Genomic DNA, 17,755 nt, shown 5'->3' on the forward strand with positions numbered 1-17,755 from the left:
GGAGGTGTTTTAATTGAGAATAATAAGTGTAGATAATTATGATGAAATGAGCAAAAAGGCGGCGAGTATGGTTGCAAGTCAGATGATACTAAAGCATGACAGTGTGTTAGGGCTTGCTACGGGGGAGACTCCAACGGGCATGTATAAAGAGCTTATAAAATTATATGATGATGAAGAATGTTTAGATTATGATGAGAAGATTAAAGCATCAGGAGGAATTGATATTCAAGTTCTTGGAATGGGTACCTAAGTCAGCGCTAAGTATGGGAATAAAAACAATAATGCAATCTAAAGTTATAGTACTTCTTGCAAACGGAGAAGCTAAAGCTGAGGTGATTTATAAAACTATTAATGGTAAGATATGTCCAGAGGCTCCAGCTTCAATTTTGCAGCTTCATAATAATGTTAATATTATAGTTGATAAAGCTGCTGCTAAATTGCTTTTTTAGTAATTTAGCTTTAGTGAGGGATTTTCTACCGTACAGGGGGGGATTTTATTGCTGAATGAAAGAAGAGAAAAAATTATAACTCTGCTTAAAAATAATAAAAACTGGATTACTGGTAAGGAAATGTCTCAAGTTTTAAATGTTTCAGATCGTACTATTAGATCCGATATTTCGCACATTAATATTTATTATGATAATATTCTGATAGAGTCTGATAATCGAAAAGGCTATCACTTAAATAAGAGAATATTGTCAAGTATGAGCAATCATTCAGAAAATATAATTCCACAGACATCCTTTCAAAGGTGTTTCTATATTGTACATGAATTATTATTTAAGAAAAATGAGCTTAACTTGATTTATGCAATGAACAGATTATTTATTAGCAATTCTTCAATGGAAAACGATTTAAAGGAAATAAAAAAAATGTTAGAAGTATATCCTACACTTAAGCTTATAAGGCATAAAAACTATATATCCATAGAAGGAAATGAAGAAAATAAAAGAGAGCTTTATATAAATTTACTTAAAAAAAAGATGAGAAAAAATTATCTTAATTTGGATTTCTTAGCTACTTTATTTTCTAATTTGAATTTTTTCTCCATAAAAGAATTGCTAGAAAATATATTAAATAAATATAAGCTTAATATTAGGGAAATGGAACTACCAACTATTATGGCATATGTTGGAGTAGCAATTGAACGTATGCTTTACTGTAATTATATACAGACGCATAACATAAACAAAAATATATCTATTGGTATAGAACTTTCTGTATCTAAGGAATTTTATCAAAGTATGTCGAAAAACTTAAATATTATCCTAGATGAAAATGAAAGCTTTTATTTAGCATTTTTATTATGTGGAAAATTAAAAGCTCAAAGGTGCGAAAATGAAATTTTACAGGATTCTAACTGTATGGTTAATCAATTAGTAAATACTATTTTGAAAAATATATATATTCAGTTTGATGTTGATTTAAGAGAAGATGAAGATTTGAAGGAAGGGTTATCTGCACATATTCTTCAGCTTCTTGAACGAAAGAAAAATAATGTTAATATTTGCAATTTATTCTTGGATGAATTAAAGTATAAATATCCTTTCTTTTTTGAAATGAGTGTTTGTGTGGGAAAGATTATAGAGGAACATTTAAATGTAACTATTGATGAAATTGATATCAGTTTTATTGAACAGCATCTTGGGGCAGCATTGGAAAGAATAAATTCTAAAAGTAAATACAAAGTAATTTTGATAAATCCCAATAATCAAGCTTTGTCAAGTTTATGTCAAAAAAAAATAGAGAGTATATTCCATGAGCGAATGATAATAGTTAAGTCAATGAATTACTTTGAGAAAAAAGAAATTATTAAGATAGAACCTGATTTAATTCTTACTACATTGTCTCTAGAGCATAATCTTAATATTTTAACAGTTCAGATTTCCATTTTTATTAATTCACAAGATGAAATTAAAATTTTTCAAGCTTTAAATTTGATGGATGGGATTAGGTTCAAAGATAAATTTGTTGTTAGTTTTAAAAATATGATTGAACCTAGATTCTTCTATTTGGATCTTGATATTAATGCACCAGAGGAAGTTCTAACATTTATGAGTAATGAACTTTATAATGCTGGTTATGTGGATAAAGAGTTTAAAGAATCTGTATTAAAACGAGAAGAGCTTTCCCCTACATCTTTTATTTACTCTTTTGCAATTCCACATCCTATAAAATCAATGAGTAGAGAGTCTAAAATTTCAGTGGCTGTGCTTAAGAAACCAATACAATGGGGAAAGTTTCAAGTAAAACTAGTTTTACTTTTGTCTATTCAAAAAAATAGTGAAAAAATAATGAGAACATTTTTTGATTGGTTCATTTATATAGTAAGTGATTCCCAAAAGCTTTCTTGCCTCATGAAAATTAAGAGTTATGATGATTTTATTAATCAGATTATTTAATAAAAGGTTGTTGCATTAATAGTTAATTTTTATTTAATGCAACAGCTATTTTTTATATTTTAGTAAAATTACTTCCTAGTAGTAGGAAGAAAAATTGGAAGCATTTTACATAGAACCGTATATAATTAAAGTATAACAAGAAATTAAAACTAGAAAATAGGAGGTTACTATGGAAGAGTTGGAGTTATTTTGCTTTAAACTTATTTCTGCTGCAGGAACAGCAAGATCTTGTAATATTGAAGCAATAAAAGAAGCTAAAAAGGGAAATTTTAAAAAAGCGGAAGAATTAATGAAGGAAGGCAAAAAAAATTATTTAAGTGCTCACGAGGTGCATAATGAACTTCTTAAGCTTAAAAGTGATAAAGAGGAGAATAGCAGTTTAACTTTAGTTATGCATGCTGAAGATCAACTAATGAGTGCAGAAATGTTAGCTATATTATCTGAGGAATTTATTAGCACTTATAAGAAATTGTTTCATTTAGAGAATAAGTAAATTAAAATTTTATTATTTAATAAAATTTAAAATAAGAAGGGAGATATTAATTATGAAGAAAATTTACTTATTTTGTAGTGCAGGAATGTCTACAAGTTTGCTTGCAAGTAATATGCAAAAGTTAGCCGAAGATCATAATTTAAATGTTGAAGTCAAAGCTTTTTCTATCGCACGTATCGATGAGGTATATGATAAAGAACATCCTAATTGTATTTTGCTGGGACCTCAAGTTGGATTTGCCTATGAGGATATTAAAGAAAAATATAAAAAATTAAATATTCCAGTAGGGCTTATTGATTCTAATGATTATGGAACATTAAATGGTGGAAATGTGTTAAGATTAGCATCAAACTTGTTGAAAAAAGGTGCCTAAGTAATTAATTAAAATAGGAGGATAATTGTTATGAAAAGAAGCTTTATGAACAAATTAGAATCAAAGTTAATGCCAGTTGCTCAAGCAATAAGTAGAAACAAATATCTTATATCTATTCGTGATGGATTTCTAATTAGTATGCCACTTTTAGTAGTCGGATCAATGTTCTTGCTTATTTCAAATTTTCCAATTCAGCCATGGATTGATCTATTAAAAAATTCAACATTTAATGGATTATCAATTTCATCTTATTTTTCTAATGTAACGAATGCAACTTTTTCAATTATGGCAATATTTATTGTAATTGGTATCGGATATAATTATGCTAAACAGGAAAAAACAAGCGCGATATTTGGAGCAGTTGTTGCTATTTTAAGCTGGTTTATGCTTATGCCGTTCAGTACTTCGTATATGCCTAAAGGTGCAAAGGAGGCAGTTCAAGTCGCTAGTATACCTTTCGACTGGGTTGGATCAAAAGGTATATTTATAGGAATTATATGTGCATTTGTTTCTGTTAAAATCTATAAATGGGTAGAAGGTAAAGGTTGGACAATAAAAATGCCCAAAGGTGTTCCAACCACAGTTGGACAATCATTTGCATCATTATTTCCAATAGGTTTGGTGATTATTATATTCCTTATTGTCAGAATTCTTTTTTCATTAACACCATGGGGAAATGCCTTTGATTTTATTTATAAAATTTTACAGTTACCTATGCAAAAAGTTGGAGATTCACTAGGAGCTATGATGGGAGTATATTTCTTTGCACATGTTTTATGGCTTTTTGGTATTCATGGAACGAATATCACAGATTCAGTTTTTAGACCAATACTTTATGCATTATCTGCAGAAAATTTAAAAGCTCTTCAGGCCGGACAACCTTTACCTCATATTATAAATCAGCAGTTTCAGGATTTATTCGCAACTTATGGAGGCGCCGGATCAGCACTTTCTATGATAATAGCTATGTTTGCATTCTGTAAATCTAAGCGAATTAAGGAATTGGGCAAATTATCAATAATACCTAGTATATTTGGTATAAATGAACCTGTTATTTTTGGATTGCCAGTTGTATTGAATCCTATTATAGCTATTCCATTTATTCTTGTACCAATGGTTAATATCGTCGTTTGCTATATAACAATGTATATTAAATTAGTTCCCATTTGCAATGGTGTTATTATGCCATGGACGACGCCACCAGTTATTTCAGGGTTTTTATCATCTGGATGGCAGGGAGCAATATTACAGTTATTCCTAATTGCTCTTGGAGTGTTTATATACTATCCATTCATAAAAACGATAGATAGGCAATATTTGAAAGATGAAACTGAAGCTGAAAGTAAGCCAGATGACAATAATGTTTCTTTAGATGATTTAACATTTTAAAAAAATATTTAAAGTTAATAGGAAAATTTCTATTTTTAATATTTGCGAAGAAGGAATAGGAAATGGAAGGTAGGTAAATTATAATGCATAGAATGGGTATATCTGTTTATCCTGAACATTCAACGGAGGAAAAAGATTATGATTATATGAAGCTCGCGGCAAAGTATGGATTTACTCGAATATTTACATGTCTACTATCAGTAAATGAATCAAAAGAAATTATTATAAAAAAATTCACAAAATTCGTGAAAAAATCACATGAACTTGGTTTTATTGTAGGTGTAGATACAAATTCCGATGTTTTTTTACATTTAGGAGCTACTCCATATGATTTAAAACCATTTCATGATATGGAAGTGGATATTGTTCGTCTTGATGAGCGTTTTAGCGATAGAGAAGATATAGCAATTACCCATAATTCTTATGGTATTGCAATTGAATTTAATGGAAGCTCAAATACAGCACTTGATTTAATGCTTGAGAAAGGTGCTGATAGGCATAATATGGTGGTATGCCATAATTTTTACCCACAAAAATATACTGGACTTGGGTGGAATAAGTTTATGGAATTTACTAATAAATATACAGCTTTAGGTCTATCTGTTGCAGCATTTGTTTCTTCTAATAATAAAAATACATTTGGTCCGTGGCCGGTATATGAAGGACTTCCTACGTGTGAAATGCATAGAGGGTTGCCTATAGATTTACAAGTGAGACACCTTCTTGCAACTACTAAAATTGATGATATTTTGATTGGAAATGCTTATGCTACAGAAGAAGAGCTAAAAACAATATCTAAAATAGATACAGCAAAAATTACATTTAAAATTGAAGTATCAGAAGATGCTACAGATGAAGAGAAAAACATAATATATAGTTATCCTCATTTTGGAAGAGGTGATGCATCTGATTATATAGTTAGAAGCAGTTTACCAAGGAAAGATTATAAAAATAAAACGATTCCATACCGCAAATATGATAAAGAGTTTTTTCACAAAGGTGATGTAGCAATAGTTAATGATAATTTATCTCATTATCGCGGTGAATTAGAAATTGTTGAAAAAGATATGCCTAATGACGGAGAAAGAAATTTTGTGGGCAGAATACCAGAAAAGGAATTAATTTTGTTAGATCTATTAAAACCAGAATATCTTTTTGGTTTTATTAAACAAGAATAAAGTTAATTCATGATTATGAATTAACTACTTCAATTATAAAAATTCATTTGTATAATAATGCGTAGATGATGGCATTATTGTACAAATGAATTTTAAGTTTTTATATGGTTTATTTTTACAAGAGTATAATGTATAATATTTGAAAATGAGTTGTATAAATATTTTTTGTTATCAAACCAATTTGACCCAAATTAGGAGGTGATATTATATGATAAAAATTAAATATAAGGTTAAAAATCCTCAGGGAATTCATGCTAGGCCAGTAGGACTTTTAGTTCATAAGTTTAAAAAATTTAAATGTAATGTAGTCATTGAAAAGGGTGCAAAAGCGGTTAAAGGAAAAGAAATTTTTCCTTTTATGAGTCTTAGCATTAAACAAAATGATAAAATTTTTATATCTTTTGAAGGAGAAAATGAAATGGCAGAGTCAGAAGAAGCAGAGAAATTCTTAAAGCATTTTAATATATTTAAAGTATAATGGAGCTTGAGATGAAATATGATAAAAAAGAGTAGCGTTTGAACTTATTGTTATTTAATTAGATTATATGTATAATTTCTAATAAGGAATAAATAATATTTGTAGAAAATACAGAGGAGATAGAATGGATAACGAGGTTGTTCTTATAGAAGTGTTTGGATTAAACAGAGAAAGAGAGTGCGTACATGAAAACGGTGATTCCTGCAGCGGCTGTAGTGGGTGTGGAAGTTCATCCTCGTGCTCTGGACATTCTGACTGTGAAGGAAATAAAAATATGTTTTTAATGTATAAAGAGCTTATAGAATATATTAAAAATACGGACTTAGCTAACAAAGTTGAAATAGAATTTATAGATACAGATAAAATTGATATAGATAAATACGATTATTTGCAGGAGGCTTTTAAAAAGAAATTTATGCTGCCTATAGTTGCAATAAATGAGACTGTAAAATTTTATGGTGGAGTACCTAGTAGGCTTATTTATAGAGAAGTAAAAAAAGAGTTAAATAACAGTGAGGTTGTTGAATATTAATGTGATTTTTGTGAAGAAATCAGAAGAGAACTAAGCTGCTTATTTGACTTTACATATAGAACGTATAAAAAATAGTGCGAAGTAATTATGATTTATCCTATAAGATTTATTTAAATTATTTCTTTTCCAGCTGTAACCTCTTGACCGATATTGCATTTTATATTACTAACTATATCGGAATTAGCAATTAAAACTGGTGTGATAAGTGAATACCCCTTACTCTTAATAAATTGCCTATCGATTTTTATTATTGGTTCTCCTCTTTTTACTTTCTTTCCCTGTTCTCTAAGAGCCTTGAAACCCTCTCCTTGAAGTTCAACTGTGTCAATTCCTATGTGAACTAGAAGTTCTATTCCATTATTTAAAGTCAATGCAAAGGCATGGCAAGTTTTAAATATCAAAGTTAATTCTCCGTCAGCTGGTGCTACTATTATATCTCCTGTTCCATTTATTGCGGCTCCATCTCCTACTAATTTTTGTGCGAAAACTTGGTCGGGTACTTCTGATAAATTTATTACCTTTCCAGACACAGGTGCCGCTATTTCATAGTCTTTTTTAAAGAATCCTAACAAATTACGTTTCTCCAATCTAAAATAATATAGATATAATTGTTTACCATTTTATTCGTTTGTCAATTATTAATTGATATACAATTAATGATATTTTAGTATAAACGTTCATTACATGATAAATTATCAATATATATTGACAATTATTAAACAAAATTATATATTTAAATAAAGACATTCGTAAAAACAGTTTGGTGAATGATGATATTATTCATCAAATTAAAAGGAAGGATGTTAACTAATGGAGTTCAAATCAAATATCAAGGAATTTGATGAATTTAAAAAGAAGATGTCAGCAATATCTCAGGGTTCATATGCATATGAGAAATTAGCACATTACATAGAAAAAAATTATAAACACATTATTTTTATGACAGCATCAGAGGTTGCAAATGAGGCGGATGTTAGTCAGGGAAGTGTATCTAGATTTTGCAGTGCCCTTGGATATAGAGGTTATAATGATTTCTTGCATAATTTGCAGCAGTTTATGAGAGAAGAAATAACAGCACCGCAGAGACTTGAGTACACATCGCATAATAAGGATTTATCAAATATATTAAATATGGAACACAGCAATATAGACGAGCTCCACAACATTTTAAGTGAACCTTCCTATCAAAAGCTTGTTGATAAAATAATAGCTTCTAAAGAAATAGTATTATTATCATCTAGAATGTCTGCAACGCTTCTTCCATATACAGGGTATCTTCTTAATAAAATCAGAAACAACGTCGTAGAAGTTACATCTGAAAGTCATCTGTGGAATACCTTAGAGCTTAGAGATCCAGAAACAACGTTTATATTTACAATAATATTTCCAAGGTATCCAAATGATTTAATTAATAAGCTAAGGGCGTTAAAAAAAGAAGGTTTTTGTATTGCTGCACTTACAGATAGTATAATATCGCCAGTTGCTGATATAGCAGATAATGTAATAACAGTACCAGTAACAACTTCATCAATTTTCGATATATATAGTACCCCAATGTTATTTATTAATTTACTTCTGAGAGATGCAGCTAATTGTATGGAAGGTTTAGATAAGAGACTTGATAAACTTGAAAAGATAGAAAAAGAAAGCAACACTTACTATAGAGGAAATACCTGAAAGAGTAAGATTGCAAATAGAATAGGAATACAAGTAATTTATAAAGGTTGAGAGTACAGAGTACAATTGACAGAGTACAGTGAAGGATGATTTTCCTCCGCTATCGCTGCGAAAAATCTAAAACTTAATGCTTGCGCATGATGTAAAACATAGAGTTCAGCGCAGCTGATACTATTAAGTTCGAAGATTTACCTGAGAGGAACGAAAGGTAAATCTACCTTCACTGTACTCTGTGCTCTGTACTTTGTACTCTTATTTAAGGTTGATTGTCACAAAAATATTTTATCTAATTTAAAAATTAAAGGTATTCTCAACATATCAGCGCAAAGGGGTTAATAAAATGAAAAAGTTATATAAGCCATTTATTGTGTATTATGAAGGTAAATTTCAAAAAGGTAAGGGTATATTAGAAGAAAACGGAGCAATAGTAGAAGTGGATTCTTTTGAAGTACTTTCAAAAAAATATGCAGATGCAGAACTTATAGATTGGTCTCAAGACATAATGGTTCCGGGTACAACAAATATACATAATCATTCCTTTCAAAGCTTGCTCAGAGGAATTGCAGCAGATAAGCCATTTTTAGAGTGGAGAGATAAATCACTTTATGCTTTTTCACCTAAGTTATCTGCAGAAGATATATACACTGGAGCAGTATTCGCTTTTGGAGAAATGCTTAAGTATGGAGTTACAACAGTAAGTGATTTCTTTTATGTACATAATGATGGTCTTGAAAGTGATGAAGCGGTCATTAAAGCAGCTAAAGATGTAGGTATTCGTTTAGTTCTTGCTAGAACAATGTACGATTGGGAGGGAGCACCAAAGGGATATGTTGAAACTATAGATGAAGCTGTGAAGAATGTAAGAAGTTTAGCTGTAAAGTATCAGGGAAATGACATGGTTAAAATAGTACCAGCACCTCACAGCTTACATGCAGCATCAATAGATATGGTTAAAGCTGGTCATAAATTAGCAAAAGAGCTTGGTACCAATTATCACATACACGTAGCAGAAGAACCTTTCGAAGTTGAGCAGGTGCAAAAGGAATTTGGGTTAAGACCTGTTGAACTTTTAAATAAAATAGGTGTACTTGATGACAGTATGGTAGCTATTCACTGTGTATGGCTTAATGACAATGAAATAAAATTAATGGGAGAAAACAAAGCTAAACTTGCTTATTGTCCTTCAAGTAACATGTTTTTAGCAGATGGAGTAACCAATATTCCAGCAATGATGAAAGCTGGCGTTGAAATAGGCTTTGGATCAGATGGAGCCTGCAGCAATAATAGAATAAGCATATTTGAAGAAATGAGAATGTGTGCACTTCTTCAAAAAGTAACAAAGCTTGATTCACTATGCGTTAATTATAAAGACGTTTTTGCAATGGGAACAGAAATTGGAGGAAGAATACTTCAGCTTCCTGTTGGAAAAATTGAAAAAGGCTATAAGGCAGATTTTGTTGGAATAAATAAAAATGATATGTCTATGCAACCTATATTTGCTTCAGGTGAGCAAATTATGCCTAATATAGTTTATTCAATGCAGCCATGTGCAATTGATCATGTTGTAGTTGATGGAAAAGAGAGAGTTAGAAATGGGCAGATTTCAAGTGTACCAGAAAACAAAATTGTAGGAGATGTTCAAGTACTTATGAAGAAACTACAAGAATAGAATTACATGAAATTTTTAAAAGAAAATTAATGATGTTTTTCAAGTAAATTAGAAAGGTTAAGAGCAGAGAGTAGAGAGTAAAGAGTAGAGTGAATGATGATTTTTCTGCGTTTTACTACGAAAAATCTTCAATTATAAAAGCAATAAAGCTTAGCATAGCTAAGCAAAGCGGTTTAAAAAAACCGGTAATAGTATTAAGTTTAAAAATTTTCTGCCAAAGCAGAAAATTAACCTTCACTCTACTCCCTACTCTTTACTCTCTACTCTGAATAATGGAAACCAAAATGGGTAGAGTAAAACCTAACATAGGTAGATTAAAAAGTGATATTGAAGAAATATCCACGTTTATAGATAAAACTAAGCTTGGACATACTAGGCGGAGCTTTACAGAGGAGTATAAACAAGCAAGAATGTGGTTAAGAGGAAAAATGGAAGAGGTAGGTCTGAAAACTTCTATAGATGCTGCAGCAAATATTATAGGAAGGTTATCTGGAAGTGACGATAACCTAAAACCGATAATGCTTGGTTCACACACAGATACTGTAGAAAATGGTGGTATGTATGATGGAACTATAGGAGTTTTAGGAGGAATAGAAGTAGTTAGAGTTTTAAAAGAAAATGGAATAACCCTCAGGCATTCTTTAGAAATAGTTGACTTTACGTCAGAGGAACCAAGTGAATTTGGCTTGTCTACTATAGGAAGCAAGGGCATGGTAGGAGAACTATCAGAAGAAATGCTTCAAAGAAAGGACAATTTAGGAAGAGTACTTTCGGAAGCTATAGATGATTTGGGGGGAAACTATAAAGCTATAAAGAGGTTAGCGCGAAAAAAAGGCGATGTGACATTATATTTAGAATTACATAATGAATTAGGACCTGTTTTGGATAATAAAAGGTGTCCACTTGGAGTTGTTACAGGTATTGTTGGAATTCATAGATATAAAGTATTAGTAGAAGGTGAATCCAATCATGCAGGTACAACACCAATGAATATGAGGTATGATGCGTTAGCTTTTACAAGTGAACTCATATTGAAGCTGCAGGGCTTATGTAGAGAAAGAAATAGTTATGATATAGTTGGAACAGTCGGAAAGTTAAAGGTAGAACCTAATGCATCAAATGTAATCCCTGGAAAATGTGAATTTGAATTTGAGGTTAGAGCACTCAAAAATGAAGTTATATATGAAATTGTTTCTGAATTCATAGAAGAGGCTGAAAAGCTATCAAAGGAAGAAAATATAAATATTAAATTTGACAACATATCAAAGTCAAGTTCTGTAATCATAAATGAAGATATAAGTGGAGTTTTAAAAGATAGTTGTGATAAAGTAGCAGAAAGCATGTATTTGCCAAGCGGAGCAGGTCATGATGCTAATCATATAAATAACATTGCACCTGTGGGAATGATTTTTGTACCAAGTAAAGATGGCAAAAGTCACTGCCCGGAAGAATATACCTCATATGAAGAAATTGAGGTTGGGGTTACAGCTCTTATACAATCATTAATTAGTTTCGATGAAAATTTAAAATAAAGATAAACCATGTAAACTAGAGAAATTCATGTGCATCATAATGACTAGAAGATGGCGTTATGATACAAATAAATTTGGAGTTTTCAAATGGTTTATACCAAATTGGAGGTATAAAAATGGAATATAATGAACTTATTAAAAATGCCATGACTATAACATTAGATGATGAACTCCCCAAAATGCCTGGGTTTGTAGAAGGAATTAGAAGAGCGCCAGATAGGGGCTACAGCTTAGATAGAAAGCAGACAGAAATTGCACTTAAGAATGCGCTAAGATATATTAATCCTAAATATCATGAAAAGCTAATTCCAGAGTTTCTTAACGAGCTTGCAACAAGAGGAAGAATATATGGATACAGATTTAGACCAGAGGGAAGAATATATGGAAAATCAATAGACGAATATAAAGGTAACTGCATTCAAGGTAAGGCTTTTCAGGTTATGATAGACAATAACCTTGATTTTGAGGTGGCATTATATCCTTATGAACTGGTTACATACGGAGAAACGGGTTCTGTGTGTCAAAACTGGATGCAGTATAGACTAATAAAGAAATATCTTGAGGTTTTAACAGATGAACAAACCTTGGTTGTAGAATCTGGTCATCCACTTGGATTATTTAAATCTAAAAAAGATGCCCCAAGGGTTATAATAACAAATGCTCTTATGGTTGGAATGTTTGATAATCTTGAAGACTGGGAAGTTGCAGAGCAAATGGGAGTTGCAAATTATGGACAAATGACAGCAGGTGGCTGGATGTATATAGGACCACAGGGAATAGTTCATGGAACCTACAACACTCTTTTAAATGCGGGCAGAATGAAGCTTGGAATACCTAATGATGGAGATTTGAGAGGACATTTATTCATAACTTCAGGACTTGGTGGAATGAGTGGTGCTCAGCCAAAAGCGGTTGAAATATCAAGAGGCGTTGGCATTATAGCAGAGGTTGATGAATCAAGAATAAAAACAAGATTTGATCAAGGTTGGGTAAGTAAAGTATCAGATGATTTGCACGAAATATTTAAAATAGCAAAAGAGTATTTAGATAAAAAAGAAACTATATCTATTGCATATCATGGCAACATAGTTGATTTGCTTGAATATGTGGTTAAGAATGATATAAAAGTTGACTTGATGTCAGATCAAACTTCATGTCATGCTGCATATGATGGTGGATACTGTCCACAAGGGCTTACTTTTGAGGAGAGAACAAAATTACTAAGTAGTGACAGAGAAAAATTTAAAGAGCTTGTAGATAAAAGCTTAAGACATCATTATGAACTTATAAAAAAATGTACAGATAAGGGAACATATTTCTTCGACTATGGTAACTCTTTCTTAAAAGCAGTATATGATGCTGGAGTTAAGGAAATTTCTAAAAATGGCATTGATGATAAAGATGGTTTTGTACTTCCATCATATGTTGAAGATATTATGGGACCACAGTTATTTGATTATGGTTATGGACCATTCAGGTGGGTATGCTTAAGTGGAAAAGATGAAGATTTAATAAAAACTGATAAGGCGGCAATGAGTTGCATTGATCCAAATAGAAGATATCAGGATAGAGACAACTACAACTGGATAAGAGACGCAGAGGAAAATAAATTAGTGGTTGGAACTAAAGCAAGAATACTTTATCAAGATGCAGAAGGTAGAAGGGATATAGCTCTTAAATTCAATGAAATGGTTAGAAATGGTGAAATAGGACCTGTTATGATGGGAAGAGATCATCATGATGTAAGTGGAACTGATTCGCCATTTAGAGAAACAGCAAATATAAAAGATGGAAGTAATGTAATGGCTGATATGGCAATTCAATGTTATGCAGGAAATGCGGCAAGAGGCATGAGCCTTGTAGCTCTTCATAATGGTGGTGGAGTTGGAATAGGAAAATCAATAAATGGAGGCTTTGGGCTTGTACTTGATGGAAGCGAAAAAACCGATGAAATTATAAAGAGTGCTATTATGTGGGATGTAATGGGAGGCGTAGCAAGAAGAAGCTGGGCTAGAAACGAACATTCAATAGAAACTGTGGTTAAATTTAATGAAAAATACAAAGGTGAAAGCCACATAACTTTGCCATATTTAGCGGATGAAAAATTAATAAAAGAAAATATTAAAAGCTATTTTAAAGAGGAGAACAATGGATAAAATAATTATTTTTAATGCGAGTGAAATTGCAACACCAACTGGAAGTAAAGCTAAATATGGTAAAGAAATGAATGATATTTCTATTATTAAAAATGGATCTATTGTAATTGAAAATGGTTTAATTAGAGATGTAGGTCCGACTACGAGTATTACTAGAAAGTATAATTTAAGTAAATACAATATTATAGATGCTAAGGATAAATCTATAGTGCCTGGTTTTGTTGATGCCCATACTCATTTTATTTTTGGTGGGTACAGGGAAGAAGAATTTTTTCAAAGAATCAATGGAACGAGTTACATGGAGATCATGAATAACGATGGCGGCATAGAAAGTACAGTGAAAAAAACAAGAAACATGACGCTTAAAGAGCTTTATGAAGTTGGACTCGATAGGCTTAATTCTATGCTTGGCTTTGGAATAACAACGGTTGAAGGGAAAAGTGGATACGGGCTTGACTTTCAAACGGAAACAAAACAACTTAAAGTTATGAAAAAACTAGATGAGAGTCATCCAGTAGACGTTGTGTCAACTTTTTTAGGGGCTCATGCAACTCCGCAAGAATATAAAGGCAAAAATGATGAGTATATTGATTTTATGATTGAAAAACTTTACCCATATATAGTTAGAAATAAGCTTGCTGAGTTTTGCGATGTGTTTTGTGAGGATGGTGTTTTTTCTATAGAGGAATCAAGGAAGCTACTTTTGGAAGCTAAAAAATTAGGATTTAAATTAAAGGTTCATGCTGATGAAATTTCGTCTTTTGGAGGAGCAGAACTTGCAAGCTCAATTGGTGCAATATCCGCAGATCATTTACTAAATGTATCAGATGAAGGAATAAAAGAGATGGCAAAAAACAAAGTTGTATCTGTTTTACTTCCTGCTACTGCTTTTACACTCGATAAGCCTTTTGCTAATGCAAGAAAAATGATAGATGATGGCTGTGCTGTTGCTTTAGGCAGTGACTATAACCCTGGAAGTTGTTTCTCTAACTCAATACCACTTATAATTTCTTTGGCATGTATAAAGATGAGAATGACCCCAGAGGAAATTTTAACAGCTCTCACTATAAACGGAGCAGCAGCCTTGGATAGAGAAGCTTCTATAGGAAGCATTGAAATTGGAAAAAAGGCAGATTTGCTTATGTTAAAATACCCAAGCTATAAATACCTTATGTACAATACAGGAATTAATATTGTAGATACGGTAGTAAAAAATGGTGACATAAAATTGATTAATAAGTACTAAAGATAAACAAGCTGAAAGGTTGAAATTGCTAATACCAAATTGATCCTACTAAATTGGAAGTTGAATCAGTGCACAATTCACAGTGAAGGATGATTTTTCTACGCTATGCTTGGAAAAATCTAAAACTTAATGCTCACGCATGGCGTAAAACATAGTGTTTAGCGCAGCTGACACTATTAAGTTTTAAGATTTACCTAAGTGAAACGAAAGGTAAATCTACATTCACTCTACTCTATTTTAAAGGTTGGTGAATACATAAATGAATTACAAAACCAAAATAATAAAAAAGGAAGAGTATTCAGTTTCAAAATGGTCAGGTGGGCAGACTACAGAACTTTATATTTATCCAGAAGACTCTAAATACAAGGATAGAAATTTTATGTGGAGGATAAGCTCTGCAACAATGGATGTACAAGAGTCTACGTTTACTTACTTGCCGGGTTTTTCAAGAGAATTAATGGTTATTCACGGGGAAACTACCTTAGAACATGAAAGCAGATATAAGGTTACCTTAAAGCCATTTGAAAAAGACAGTTTTATGGGTGACTGGACAACTAAAAGCTTTGGAAAGGCTTCAGATTTTAATTTAATGACGTCGCAGGATTGCAATGGAAGTTTAGATGTTTTAGATGTTAAAGATAAAATCTCCATTGAACTAAACTGCACGGAAAATGGATTTAATGTTAGCCAGTACTTTTATCCTGTAGGAGGAAGTATTGAAGTTCAAATTAAAGATGACAAGTTTCATGTAGATGAGAGGGATTTATTTGTTATAAGTTATTCAGATTGGGAGGAAGAAATTAATATTGTGAATAATTCTTCAAATGAAATTAAAATTATAACTGCCATGGTTAAGTGTGGAATTTAAAAATATTGCGAAGTAATACTGCTTTGCAACATTAAAAAAATTCTATAAATCTAAGGTAAAAAAATCATAAAATACTTAGATATTTCAATTTGTTTGACCGATAGAGAGTTATTGAAATATCTTAGGATTTTATGATTTTTTTACCAAGATTTATTAGAACTTTTTTAAATTGTTCCTTCATCAGTATTGCTTCGCTACCACGGTAGTGCAAGGAAAAAATTCCTCCGTACCTACGGAATTTTAGATGTAAACCTTAATAATACATTATCTAAACAAAATATTATTAAGTTTCATTAATTAACCATGTTTACAGTGCATTTTTCGTAGGGAACCGGAGAAAAATTTACCTTGCATTTCCGGTTTAGCGAAGTAACAGTATTGAAGAGATGATTTAAATGAAAGCTAATAAATCTTAGGTGATGATTGTTAAAAGGCTTAGAAGTTTCAATCTGTTTGAGCCACAGGCGAGTAAACATACACGAGGTTTGGGCTTTGCCCATTATCCTTCTAGAGCCTAAAGCAGGCACTCTCTTAAAATTTTTATAGTTTCCATTTAATATCTCAAGATACTGTTACTTCGCAATATTCTTCTAAAGCTTTTTCTAAGATGACCATTGAATTTTCTATATCTTCAATACTTGTGCAGTATGAAAATCTAGCTTCATTTTTGCCAAGTCCCTTTGTTGCATAAAAGCCTGAACCTGGAGCAAACATTACAGTTTGATTATCATAAGAAAAATCTGTAAGAAGCCATTTTGCGAATTCTTCTGCATCATCTACAGGAAGTTTTGCAAGCATATAAAAGGCTCCCTTTGGTTTACTGCAAATTATATTAGGTATGTTTGAAAGAGCATTGTACATTATATCTCTTCTCCTCTTATACTGCATTTTTACTTCTGTAATGTAGCTATTCATAGTGTTTATTAAGTTTGAAGCTGCATATTGTTCTATGGTTGAAACGCAAAGTCTTGCCTGACATAATTTTAGTATTTGATGCATAAGTTCTTTATTTTTAGAAGCAACGAGTCCTATTCTAGCACCACATGCGCTGTAATGTTTTGAAATACTATCTACAAGTATGATTCTGTCAAGTATGTCAGTTAAGTGCATACAAGAGTTATAAGGAACGTTATCGAATATAAATTGTCTATAAACTTCATCTGATATTATAAATAAATCATGTTTTTTTGCGATTTCTCCAAGCATCTTAAGCTCTTCATACGAATAGACTGTTCCAGTAGGGTTACAAGGGTTCGAAATAAGTATACATTTTGTTTTATCCGTTATTTTAGCTTCAATTTCTTCTTTAGTTGGAAGATGAAAATCATTCTCTATTTTTGTTTCAACAGGAACTATATGAGCACCAGCTACTTTAGCAAAGCTGCTGTAATTTGAATAAAATGGTTCGGGTGATATAACTTCATCTCCAGGATCACAGGTGGCCATGATTGCAAATTGAATTGCTTCGCTTCCGCCGTGAGTTATCATTAATTCATCTTTATCAAAGTATATGTTAGCATCTGCAAGTGATTGTACAAAGCTGTCTATAAGCATGTCTATGCCTTGAGAATCTGAATATTTAACTATTTCCTCATTAAAGTTAGTAACACCTTGAAAAAACGTATCAGGTGTTTTAACATCTGGCTGACCTATATTTAAATGGTATACCTTTATTCCTCTTTTTTCTGCTTCCTTTGCGTATGGAGCAAGCTTTCTTATTGGTGAAAAATCCATATCTAAAATTCTACTTGAAAACTTCAAT

At 31.6% G+C, this 17,755-nt stretch carries 15 protein-coding genes and 1 pseudogene; 14 read left to right on the plus strand and 2 right to left on the minus strand.

Going from position 1 to position 17,755, the window contains the following annotated elements:
- Positions 1-13 precede the first annotated feature (13 nt).
- The 8 genes and pseudogenes from LQK79_RS09725 (at position 14) to LQK79_RS09760 (ending at position 6,845) form a co-directional block, all read left to right on the plus strand.
- Positions 14-449 (plus strand): annotated as a pseudogene (locus LQK79_RS09725) (hypothetical protein).
- Between the two features lie 48 nt (positions 450-497).
- Complete coding sequence (locus LQK79_RS09730; RefSeq protein WP_053241634.1) at positions 498-2,402, plus strand: BglG family transcription antiterminator; 1,905 nt, start codon at positions 498-500, stop codon at positions 2,400-2,402.
- Between the two features lie 169 nt (positions 2,403-2,571).
- Entirely contained in the window at positions 2,572-2,895 is a 324-nt protein-coding gene (locus LQK79_RS09735) for a PTS lactose/cellobiose transporter subunit IIA (protein WP_053241635.1), read from the plus strand.
- Between the two features lie 52 nt (positions 2,896-2,947).
- Positions 2,948-3,268: a PTS sugar transporter subunit IIB gene (locus LQK79_RS09740; protein WP_231016403.1), complete on the plus strand. Its 321-nt coding sequence runs from the start codon at positions 2,948-2,950 to the stop codon at positions 3,266-3,268.
- Between the two features lie 30 nt (positions 3,269-3,298).
- Entirely contained in the window at positions 3,299-4,657 is a 1,359-nt protein-coding gene (locus tag LQK79_RS09745) for a PTS sugar transporter subunit IIC (protein ID WP_231016406.1), read from the plus strand.
- 83 nt (positions 4,658-4,740) lie between these two features.
- Positions 4,741-5,835: a DUF871 domain-containing protein gene (locus LQK79_RS09750; protein WP_053241636.1), complete on the plus strand. Its 1,095-nt coding sequence runs from the start codon at positions 4,741-4,743 to the stop codon at positions 5,833-5,835.
- 208 nt (positions 5,836-6,043) lie between these two features.
- Positions 6,044-6,313 carry an HPr family phosphocarrier protein gene (locus LQK79_RS09755; protein ID WP_231016407.1) on the plus strand — a complete coding sequence of 90 codons (270 nt, stop codon included), beginning with the start codon at positions 6,044-6,046 and terminating at the stop codon, positions 6,311-6,313.
- Between the two features lie 124 nt (positions 6,314-6,437).
- A complete protein-coding gene (locus tag LQK79_RS09760; protein ID WP_231016409.1) occupies positions 6,438-6,845 on the plus strand; it encodes a hypothetical protein in 408 nt (135 codons plus the stop codon).
- Between the two features lie 110 nt (positions 6,846-6,955).
- Here the strand turns inward: LQK79_RS09760 and LQK79_RS09765 are convergent, their stop codons facing one another.
- Positions 6,956-7,417 carry a PTS sugar transporter subunit IIA gene (locus LQK79_RS09765; protein ID WP_231016411.1) on the minus strand — a complete coding sequence of 154 codons (462 nt, stop codon included), beginning with the start codon at positions 7,415-7,417 and terminating at the stop codon, positions 6,956-6,958.
- Between the two features lie 238 nt (positions 7,418-7,655).
- On the opposite strand from LQK79_RS09765, the gene LQK79_RS09770 reads away from it, so the two are divergent.
- From LQK79_RS09770 to LQK79_RS09795, 6 genes are all read left to right on the plus strand, one after another.
- Entirely contained in the window at positions 7,656-8,522 is an 867-nt protein-coding gene (locus LQK79_RS09770; protein ID WP_231016412.1) for a MurR/RpiR family transcriptional regulator, read from the plus strand.
- A gap of 340 nt (positions 8,523-8,862) precedes the next feature.
- On the plus strand, positions 8,863-10,191 hold the full coding sequence (locus LQK79_RS09775; RefSeq protein ID WP_231016414.1) for an amidohydrolase family protein: 1,329 nt from the start codon (positions 8,863-8,865) through the stop codon (positions 10,189-10,191).
- A 284-nt stretch (positions 10,192-10,475) separates the two neighbouring features.
- The gene (locus LQK79_RS09780) at positions 10,476-11,723 is read left to right on the plus strand and encodes a M20 family metallo-hydrolase (RefSeq protein ID WP_053241643.1); all 1,248 of its coding nucleotides are present in this window, start codon (positions 10,476-10,478) and stop codon (positions 11,721-11,723) included.
- A 116-nt stretch (positions 11,724-11,839) separates the two neighbouring features.
- Positions 11,840-13,879: a urocanate hydratase gene (locus LQK79_RS09785; protein WP_053241644.1), complete on the plus strand. Its 2,040-nt coding sequence runs from the start codon at positions 11,840-11,842 to the stop codon at positions 13,877-13,879.
- On the plus strand, positions 13,872-15,125 hold the full coding sequence (gene hutI, locus LQK79_RS09790) for an imidazolonepropionase (RefSeq protein ID WP_231016416.1): 1,254 nt from the start codon (positions 13,872-13,874) through the stop codon (positions 15,123-15,125). The genes LQK79_RS09785 and hutI overlap by 8 nt, the downstream gene beginning before the upstream one ends.
- 259 nt (positions 15,126-15,384) lie before the next feature.
- Positions 15,385-15,993 (plus strand): HutD family protein, encoded by a 609-nt coding sequence (locus tag LQK79_RS09795; protein WP_231016418.1) that lies wholly within the window; start codon positions 15,385-15,387, stop codon positions 15,991-15,993.
- A 561-nt stretch (positions 15,994-16,554) separates the two neighbouring features.
- Here the strand turns inward: LQK79_RS09795 and LQK79_RS09800 are convergent.
- Complete coding sequence (locus tag LQK79_RS09800; RefSeq protein ID WP_053241647.1) at positions 16,555-17,754, minus strand: pyridoxal phosphate-dependent aminotransferase; 1,200 nt, start codon at positions 17,752-17,754, stop codon at positions 16,555-16,557.
- Position 17,755 lies beyond the last annotated feature (1 nt).

Origin of the sequence: Clostridium guangxiense, assembly GCF_021043395.1 — a bacterium.
Lineage (GTDB): Bacteria > Bacillota > Clostridia > Clostridiales > Clostridiaceae > Clostridium_S > Clostridium_S guangxiense.

Excerpts from the sequence above, each read along its gene's own strand:
- LQK79_RS09735 (WP_053241635.1), top strand. The coding sequence starts at position 2,572 with ATGGAAGAGTTGGAGTTATTTTGCTTTAAACTTATTTCTGCTGCAGGA.
- LQK79_RS09740 (WP_231016403.1), top strand. The coding sequence starts at position 2,948 with ATGAAGAAAATTTACTTATTTTGTAGTGCAGGAATGTCTACAAGTTTG.
- LQK79_RS09745 (WP_231016406.1), top strand. The coding sequence starts at position 3,299 with ATGAAAAGAAGCTTTATGAACAAATTAGAATCAAAGTTAATGCCAGTT.
- LQK79_RS09750 (WP_053241636.1), top strand. The coding sequence starts at position 4,741 with ATGCATAGAATGGGTATATCTGTTTATCCTGAACATTCAACGGAGGAA.
- LQK79_RS09755 (WP_231016407.1), top strand. The coding sequence starts at position 6,044 with ATGATAAAAATTAAATATAAGGTTAAAAATCCTCAGGGAATTCATGCT.
- LQK79_RS09760 (WP_231016409.1), top strand. The coding sequence starts at position 6,438 with ATGGATAACGAGGTTGTTCTTATAGAAGTGTTTGGATTAAACAGAGAA.
- LQK79_RS09770 (WP_231016412.1), top strand. The coding sequence starts at position 7,656 with ATGGAGTTCAAATCAAATATCAAGGAATTTGATGAATTTAAAAAGAAG.
- LQK79_RS09775 (WP_231016414.1), top strand. The coding sequence starts at position 8,863 with ATGAAAAAGTTATATAAGCCATTTATTGTGTATTATGAAGGTAAATTT.
- LQK79_RS09780 (WP_053241643.1), top strand. The coding sequence starts at position 10,476 with ATGGGTAGAGTAAAACCTAACATAGGTAGATTAAAAAGTGATATTGAA.
- LQK79_RS09785 (WP_053241644.1), top strand. The coding sequence starts at position 11,840 with ATGGAATATAATGAACTTATTAAAAATGCCATGACTATAACATTAGAT.
- hutI (WP_231016416.1), top strand. The coding sequence starts at position 13,872 with ATGGATAAAATAATTATTTTTAATGCGAGTGAAATTGCAACACCAACT.
- LQK79_RS09795 (WP_231016418.1), top strand. The coding sequence starts at position 15,385 with ATGAATTACAAAACCAAAATAATAAAAAAGGAAGAGTATTCAGTTTCA.